Source organism: Mesorhizobium sp. M0208, assembly GCF_040322015.1.
Taxonomy (GTDB): domain Bacteria; phylum Pseudomonadota; class Alphaproteobacteria; order Rhizobiales; family Rhizobiaceae; genus Mesorhizobium.
This window is the reverse complement of sequence record NZ_JAMYSP010000083.1, coordinates 1-6,790: the sequence shown is the minus strand read 5'-3', so window position 1 is coordinate 6,790 and position 6,790 is coordinate 1. Positions and strand designations below refer to the sequence as shown.

The 6,790-nt window shown below is 62.9% G+C and carries 7 protein-coding genes; 6 read left to right on the top strand and 1 reads right to left on the bottom strand.

All coding sequences use genetic code 11. From position 1 onward, the window contains the following. Window positions 1-497: 497 nt before the first annotated feature. Window positions 498-806 (bottom strand): hypothetical protein, encoded by a 309-nt coding sequence (locus NKJ17_RS33255; RefSeq protein WP_352691934.1) that lies wholly within the window; start codon window positions 804-806, stop codon window positions 498-500. 132 nt (window positions 807-938) lie between these two features. On the opposite strand from NKJ17_RS33255, the gene NKJ17_RS33250 reads away from it, so the two are divergent. From NKJ17_RS33250 to NKJ17_RS33225, 6 genes are all read left to right on the top strand, one after another. Then, window positions 939-2,378 (top strand): LuxR C-terminal-related transcriptional regulator, encoded by a 1,440-nt coding sequence (locus NKJ17_RS33250; RefSeq protein WP_352691932.1) that lies wholly within the window; start codon window positions 939-941, stop codon window positions 2,376-2,378. A gap of 92 nt (window positions 2,379-2,470) precedes the next feature. Further along, window positions 2,471-3,235 carry a pseudouridine synthase gene (locus NKJ17_RS33245; RefSeq protein WP_352691930.1) on the top strand — a complete coding sequence of 255 codons (765 nt, stop codon included), beginning with the start codon at window positions 2,471-2,473 and terminating at the stop codon, window positions 3,233-3,235. Window positions 3,236-3,391: 156 nt separating this feature from the next. Then, window positions 3,392-3,739, top strand: coding sequence for a hypothetical protein (locus tag NKJ17_RS33240; protein ID WP_352691928.1), 348 nt, complete (start codon window positions 3,392-3,394; stop codon window positions 3,737-3,739). Beyond that, complete coding sequence (locus NKJ17_RS33235; RefSeq protein WP_352691926.1) at window positions 3,740-4,294, top strand: RES family NAD+ phosphorylase; 555 nt, start codon at window positions 3,740-3,742, stop codon at window positions 4,292-4,294. A 228-nt stretch (window positions 4,295-4,522) separates the two neighbouring features. Next, window positions 4,523-5,917, top strand: coding sequence for an NfeD family protein (locus NKJ17_RS33230; RefSeq protein ID WP_352691924.1), 1,395 nt, complete (start codon window positions 4,523-4,525; stop codon window positions 5,915-5,917). Beyond that, on the top strand, window positions 5,914-6,684 hold the full coding sequence (locus NKJ17_RS33225) for a slipin family protein (RefSeq protein WP_023680344.1): 771 nt from the start codon (window positions 5,914-5,916) through the stop codon (window positions 6,682-6,684). Before NKJ17_RS33230 ends, NKJ17_RS33225 begins: the two co-directional genes overlap by 4 nt. Window positions 6,685-6,790 lie beyond the last annotated feature (106 nt).

Here is a 6,790-nt window from a genome sequence, read left to right as displayed (position 1 = left end):
TCACTGAAGTTCTGGAGGATGGCCTCAACACCTTCAGAGCGCCGAATCCCGAGGAATTGATGTCGGCAGCTTCCGAAGTTGCACATACTTAGGCTGCGGAACCAGGCTGCTGAAAGCTCGCTCGACGAGCACCGAACTGTGGTGATTTTGGATTCAACCATCATCGAGATGCTCAGGCGTGGAGAGCTAACGGCCGGCTGGCGTGCCGTCCAAGTGGTACAGCGCGTGGTCCAGGCGGAGTGGCGCGTGGTCGTCTTCGATCCCCATCAAATCCCCCGCATGAGTTAGGACGTCCCGTGGGCACTGGGATGGTTTGCTGCCCGGGTGTGTACCCGGCGCGTTTACCTGAGGTGTCGCCCGGTGTCGGGCGGCAGCATCGGGAAGGTTCCTGGGCGCGTTGAAAGCGCACGGCGCTGAGCGGATCAAGATGGATCCGGCGCGGTCTTCTGCTCAACATTGCCGAAAGCTTGCGCCGCAAAGGGGCGGATCGCTGGTTGCTAGCGGGCGGCGAGCTTGTCGGACCGTTTGCAATACAGGCGGACGCCGACAGGCACGATCTCATAGCCGGCGTCGTTCAACTGGAGTTTCATCTCCTCGAAATGCCGCTTTGAGCCGCTGACGATCGATTCAGGCGTGTAGTCCCAGCCGTTGCGGGCGGCATTGGCCAGGATGTCGGCGTAGAGTCGCATGCTCGTGATTTTCACATCCGATTCCAGCACCTGCCTGCATCCTCTTGCGAACGACGGCGACAGACCCGCCGAAGAACTCAAAATCGCGCATGCAATAACGACCGAAACGGTACGCATGGAAGCCCTCCCCTGACCACAGCTGTTGCTGCGGGCGACCTTGCAGTTTGTGCGTCAGCGGCGGCATCGGGCAGATGCAGTATTCGACCTCCTGCATTTGTAGTATTCTTCCGCTGGGGACGGGGTTCCAGCATGATGCTCAACGACGCTTCGAAAGCCCAGGCGCTCGACGCCTTGTCGGGTCGCGAGCGCGCGGTTGCGGAAAAATTCGCGTCCGGTATGACTTACCGTGAAATCGGCAAGGCGCTTTTCATTGCCCCGACCACAGTTCGCACTCACCTTGCGAGCATCTACGAAAAGCTCGGCGTACGGACGAAGATCGGGCTTGCGACCTACTTTAGCGGTGTCCCGCGCGCGTCGCAGGAAGCGCTTTTGCCTTTGTCCGAAGCCCCGCCAACGCTTGCCATATTCCCGATTGAATGCCTCAATTCCGAAGAGCGATGGCGTCGCTTTGCCGATGGCCTGTCGTCGGACATCACCATCGACCTGGCGCGCTACGCAGGCTTGCCTGTCATAGCCTTTCACACGATGAAATCACTGGGCAGCAAGCCGGCCGATTTTGCCGCGGACGGTAAGACGCTCGGCGTCACCTATATAGTTTCGGGCCGGTTGCGCGCCGACGACCAGAGGGTTCGCTTGACGATAGAGCTTGCCGATGCTCGTAACGGCGTCAGCCTGTGGAGGGAGCGCTACGACCGGCCTGTCGAGGACATTTTCGAGCTGCAGGACAGCCTGACCGAAAGCATCATCAATGTGTTTGCCGGCAGTTACGGAACCCTCGCCACCGTCGGCCGCAACGCGGTTCGCCGCAAGCCGCCGGCCAGCCTGCGCGCCTATGATTGCTATCTGCTCGGTGTAGAACAGCACACGACGTTCAGCCGCGCCGGCAATGCGGCGGCGATCCGTCTGTTTTTACGAGCGCTGGAGCTTGACCCCACTTTCGCCAACTGCTGGGCCGAACTCGCCTATGCCTATTCGATCGAGGCCTGCAACGGCTTTGGCGACGACGTGCTGACCTCGATCGAGAACTGGCGGACGGCGGCTGAAAACGCACTGCGCCTCGACCCGACGGACAGCTGCGCCCACGCGTGCCTTGGCAACCTCAGAGCATGCCTTGGCGATCTCGAAGGAGCGGAGCGCGCCCACCGGCGCGCTCTCGAATACGGCTTCAATCATGCCGGCATATTGCCGCTACTTGCCGGCAGCAAGGCGCTTGTCGTTGGCGATCCGGCCGAGGCAATTCCGCTCATCGAGCGTGCCATGCGGCTTAACCCACTGGCCCCGCCCTGGTATTTCGGCATGCAGGGCCGCATTCTGTTCGCCGCCGGCAGACACCGGCAAGCCATTGCAGCGCTCCGCCGGAGTTCGCCGGAGTCGCCGGACGTGCTGATGTTTCTCGCGCTCGCGCATGCGGCCACGAGTGAGGCCGGCAAAGCGGCCAGGTTTGCCGCCCGTTTGAAAGCCGAATTCCCCGAATTTTCGGTCGAACGCTTCATCACTGCCTATCCCGTGACCAATCCGGATGCCGTGCTGGCCATACGCGACGCCGCAAGGCTGGCAAGGCTCATCTAACTGGCCGCATGCATCCGAGGCGACATTCCAGTCCTTGCGTGGACACAGTCGGCAGCCGGTTATACTGAAAACGCGTAACGAGAACCAACGCCATGTCGCCGCGACCGAACATTGCCCGGCAGCGCCCTGCCCCCGGGACCCAACCTCCCGGCGTCAGCCTCTGTCGCGCGCTGTCGAAGCTTGGCCTTTGCTCGCGCAAGCAGGCCGAGCTTCTGGTTGCAGAGGGCCGCGTGCGGGTCGCCGGCAAGATCGTGCGCAACGGCTCGATGCGCGTCGATCCAGGCCGCGACCGCATCGAGGTCGACGGCCGCCGCGTCGCCGCCGAGCGCAAGGTCTATCTGATGCTCAACAAGCCGCGCGGGCTGGTCACCACCCGTGACGACCCGCAGGACCGCGGCACCGTCTATGATTGCCTGGCCGGGCTCGACCTGCCTTTCGTCTCGCCAGTCGGCCGCCTCGACAAGGCCAGCGAAGGCCTGCTGTTGATGACCAACGACACGCGCCTCGCCCAGCGCCTGCTCGACCCCGCCTCACATGTCGCCAAGACCTATCACGTGCAGATCGGCGCCCTGCCCGACGAGGCCATGCTGGCGCGGTTGCGCGCCGGCGCGACAGTCGACGGCGAATTGCTGACGGCCCGCTCGATCGAGTTGCTGCGCGGCGGCACCAGCACCGCCTGGCTGGAAATCGTGCTCGACGAAGGCCGCAACCGCCATATCCGCCGGCTGCTCGCCGCCCACGATATCGAGGTACTGCGCCTGGTACGGATCGCGATCGGATATCTGCAACTCGGCGACCTTGCCAAGGGCAAGGTACGCCATCTGACTGCCGAAGAGCTGGCGCTGCTTCGGGCCTGAGCGACCAGGCACTGGAGACCCCCCGAACCGAAGCGGCAATTGACATTTGCATCTCTGTTTCATATTTTCCATTTGTGAAACTGAAATGCGCCGATGCAGTCAAAGTGTCAGGCTGACACGCATGGGCGAAGCTGGCTTGGAAGCCGGAGAGAAAACATGGCTACGGCGTTTCGGGCGGTTCCCAGATTCCTGGACGAATTGGGCACGTTTGGCGGTCTCAAGGGAACCGATATTGCAAACATCACCGATGTGTCCAAGGCCACGGTTTCGAGGTGGAAAGCCGGCGACATCAAGCCCCAGCCGCGCAGCGAGCTCATTCTATCGGACCTGCACTATATCGTCGGCCGACTGCAGGAATTCTACGAGCCAAGCGATATCCGCACCTGGCTTTACGCTCGCCACCCGCAATTGAACGGTGAAAGGGCGATAGATCTCATTCACGACGACCGTGCTCTCGACGTGCTCAAAGTCATCGATCGGCTTGAGGACGAGGTCTTTCTCTAGTTGGCGATCGCCGGTCGGAAACGACGTGATAGCCGGCTCATCGACGCTATCGAGGCAATAGTTCCGGTCGAATACTCCGGAACGGTTTGGCGTGTGGTGCGCCAGGGCCGCAGCCCGGTCCAGTGCTCGAGCTCCGGTGGCCGTTGGGACGATGGAACATTCGACGTGCTCTACACCTCGCAAGAGCGCGAAGGTGCCTTGAGCGAGATGAGATTCCACCTGACGCGCGGGCAGCCAGTGGTCCCTTCGCGTGTCAGATACAATCTCCTTGAGATCGATCTTGCTTTGGACCGGACGCTCAGACTGCTCGACCTGGCAGCCTTGCAGACCCTTGGCCTCGACACCTCGCGCTACGGGCAGCTTTCGTATCAGGAAAAGCACGCCGAATATCCGAGGTCGCAAGACATCGGCGAGGCCGCGCATTTCCTCGATTATGACGGTCTGATCGTGCCCAGCGCGCGATATGACTGCCTGAACGTCGTCGCGTTTTGTGATCGGCTGCCGGCCGGAGCGATAACGACAAGAACCGATCACGGGGAAATCGACTGGACTTAGCGGCGGCCCCGCCGCCGTCGGGTGCGGCCGCCGACCTCGTCTATATGGCGCAACATGCCGTCGGGTCTGCACAGCCGCGGAACGTGCCCGATTGGCGGAGCTTCTCGGTGGCGTAGCCGCCGCTGAGCAGGCCGACGCCCAGCAGGACCGTGCGATGCGTCACCCGCCGCGAAGCGTCATGGATTTCGGCAAAATCCAGCCCATATTCCTAGATGTGGAGCTTTGAGCGTGAAACTCGCGCGTGCGGTCCTGCTTGCCGCGGCTTTCGTGGCTGTTGCGGCCGTTTGTCCCTCTTCCGCAACCGGAGAGGCGGACGGCCGGGAGAAAGTTGTGCTGCGCGTCGAGATAGACGGCGCCATCGGTCCGGCGAGTGCCAGGCAACTCGAGGAAGCGCTGGCGGTGGCCGCGGACCGAAATGCCCAGGCTCTCATCCTGCAGATGGACACGCCCGGCGGGCTGGTCACCAGCATGCGCGAGATGATCGCCGGCATTCTCGCCTCGCCGGTTCCCGTCATCGGCTATGTCGCGCCGGCCGGCGGGCATGCGGCGAGCGCCGGAACCTATATCCTCTACGCCACCCATCTGGCGGCGATGGCGCCCGGCACCAATCTGGGCGCGGCAACGCCGATCGAGATGGGCGGGCCGCTGCCATCGTTTCCCGACGGCGGCAAGAACGATGGCCCCGAGGCGGACAAGGACAAGAAGAACGCGCCCGCGGGCGATGCGATGATCGCCAAGGCGACGAACGATGCCGTTGCCCTGATCCGCAGCCTGGCTGAATTGCGCGGGCGCAATGCCGAATGGGGAGAAAAGGCCGTGCGCGAGGCGGCCAGCCTGTCGGCCGGCGCGGCACTGCAGCAGCATGTCATCGACTTCGTCGCCCGCGACACCACCGAACTGCTTCAACTGGCCGACGGCCGGACAGTCGAGATCGTCGGCAAAAAAGAGGCAATGGCGACGAAAGGACTGCCGGTCGAAACGCTCGAGCCAGGCTGGCTCATCCGGCTTCTCGCCGTGATCACGGACCCGAACATCGCCGTCATCCTGATGCTGGTCGGCGTCTATGGCCTCGTCTTCGAATTCACGAGCCCGGGCGCGGTCGCGCCCGGCGTGATCGGCACGATTTGCCTTCTGCTCGGACTCTATGCGCTCAATCTCCTGCCGATCAGCTATGCCGGCCTTGCCTTGATGCTGCTTGGCATCATCTTCCTGGTCGTCGAAGCCTTGAACCCGACTGTGGTCCTTGGGCTGGGAGGCGTGGCTGCGTTTCTGCTGGGCGCAGCCATGCTGCTCAGGATCGAGGGGCCCGGCTTCGAGATGTCGTGGGCGGTTATCGGAACCGCCGCCGTCCTGACGCTCGGCCTGGCGCTGCTGACCGGCAGCTATCTGTGGGCGGCCCGCAAGAACGTTCCGCGTGTTGGCGCACAGGCCATGCAAGGGCTGCCGGCGGAGGTCCTCGACTGGCAGGGCAGCGAGGGCCACGTGCTCGCCCGGGGCGAGCGCTGGCGGGCAAAAGCCGACGAACCGCTTGCAGTGGGCGACAGCGTCGAGGTGGCCGATGTCAGGGATCTCGTGCTGACGATACGGCGCCGCAATGTGAGAAGCGATGGAGTAAGGCAATGATCATCGGTTATGTGGCCTATCTGGCAGCAGCGCTCGTCGTGGTCATGTTCCTATCCGCGGCCATTCGCATCCTGCGGGAATATGAGCGCGGCGTGGTCTTCACGCTCGGCCGCTTCACCGGAGTCAAGGGCCCCGGCCTTATCATCCTCATCCCCTTCGTGCAGCAGATGGTGAAGGTCGACCTGCGCGTGGTGGTCCAGGACGTCCCGCCGCAGGACGTGATCTCGCGCGACAACGTCTCGGTGAAGGTCAACGCGGTGCTGTATTTTCGTATCGTCGACGCCGAGCGGGCGGTGATCCAGGTTGAAGACTTCATGACCGCCACCAACCAGCTGGCACAGACCACGTTGCGCTCGGTGCTCGGCAAGCATGAGCTCGACGAAATGCTGGCCGAACGTGACAAGCTCAACAGCGATATCCAGGAGATTCTCGACCAGCGCACCGATGCCTGGGGCATCAAGGTCTCCGATGTCGAGATCAAGCATGTCGACCTCAACGAGAACATGGTCCGCGCCATCGCCAAGCAGGCCGAGGCGGAACGGCTGCGGCGTGCGAAAGTGATCAATGCCGACGGCGAACAGCAGGCGGCGGCAAAGCTCGTCGAGGCCGGCAAGATGCTGGCCGAAGCACCGCAGGCCATGCAGCTACGCTATTTCGAGGCTCTCCATGACATCGCCGGTGAGCGCTCGTCGACGGTCGTGTTTCCGGTGCCGATGGATCTGCTCGGTCATTTCATCAAGCAGGGTGGTGGAGGCGGAGGCGGCTGAGCGCGTAATCTCCCCCCTCGAGGCAGGGGAATCGCATATGGCGATTTTGGGGTTGAGTTTAGGCTGAGAAAGGATTCTTTGGAGAGGCAGTTGAGCGAAGGAGCGA

What these genes read in the sequence shown, in the direction of transcription:
- NKJ17_RS33225 (WP_023680344.1), top strand. Translation starts at nt 5,914, where the DNA reads ATGATCATCGGTTATGTGGCCTATCTGGCAGCAGCGCTCGTCGTGGTC.
- NKJ17_RS33255 (WP_352691934.1), bottom strand. Translation starts at nt 806, where the DNA reads ATGCGTACCGTTTCGGTCGTTATTGCATGCGCGATTTTGAGTTCTTCG.
- NKJ17_RS33240 (WP_352691928.1), top strand. Translation starts at nt 3,392, where the DNA reads ATGGCTACGGCGTTTCGGGCGGTTCCCAGATTCCTGGACGAATTGGGC.
- NKJ17_RS33250 (WP_352691932.1), top strand. Translation starts at nt 939, where the DNA reads ATGATGCTCAACGACGCTTCGAAAGCCCAGGCGCTCGACGCCTTGTCG.
- NKJ17_RS33245 (WP_352691930.1), top strand. Translation starts at nt 2,471, where the DNA reads ATGTCGCCGCGACCGAACATTGCCCGGCAGCGCCCTGCCCCCGGGACC.